The sequence below is a fragment of the Streptomyces sp. DH12 genome, from assembly GCF_020873895.1.
Classification (GTDB): domain Bacteria; phylum Actinomycetota; class Actinomycetes; order Streptomycetales; family Streptomycetaceae; genus Streptomyces.
This window is the reverse complement of the sequence record NZ_JAHWGT010000286.1, coordinates 1-707: the sequence shown is the minus strand read 5'-3', so window position 1 is coordinate 707 and position 707 is coordinate 1. Positions and strand designations below refer to the sequence as shown.

The window sequence follows — 707 nt, the reverse complement described above, 5'->3', positions numbered from 1 at the left end:
CCGCCGCGAAGGACCGCCCGCTCGTCATCGTCGTCAACGACAACGAGCGCTCCTACGCCCCGACCATCGGCGGCCTCGCCAACCACCTGGCCACGCTGCGCACCACCGACGGCTACGAGCGGTTCCTCGCCCGCACCAAGGACATCCTCGACCGCACCCCGGTCGTCGGGAAGCCCCTGTACGAGACGCTGCACGGCGCGAAGAAGGGCCTGAAGGACTTCATCGCCCCGCAGGGCCTCTTCGAGGACCTCGGCCTGAAGTACGTCGGCCCGATCGACGGCCACGACATCGCCGCCGTGGAGTCCGCGCTCCAGCGCGCCAAGCGGTTCAACGGCCCCGTCATCGTCCACTGCCTCACCGAGAAGGGCCGCGGCTACCAGCCGGCCCTGGCGGACGAGGCCGACCGCTTCCACGCCGTCGGCAAGATCCACCCCGACACGGGACTGCCCATCGCCTCCTCGGGCGCCGACTGGACCTCCGTCTTCGCCGACGAGATGGTCGAGCTCGGCAAGGAGCGCGAGGACATCGTCGCGATCACCGCGGCCATGCTCCAGCCGGTCGGCCTCGACAAGTTCGCCAGGGCGTTCCCGGACCGGGTGTACGACGTGGGCATCGCCGAGCAGCACGCGGCGGTCTCGGCGGCGGGCCTGGCCGCGGGCGGCCTGCACCCGGTCGTCGCCGTCTACGCCACCTTCCTCAACCGCGCC

1 protein-coding gene is annotated in these 707 nt (G+C 71.6%); it reads left to right on the top strand.

Annotation, left to right across the window (positions count from 1 at the left end):
- A partial coding sequence (locus LPA54_RS34075; RefSeq protein WP_306806583.1) for a 1-deoxy-D-xylulose-5-phosphate synthase N-terminal domain-containing protein occupies positions 1-707 on the top strand: 707 nt, incomplete at both ends.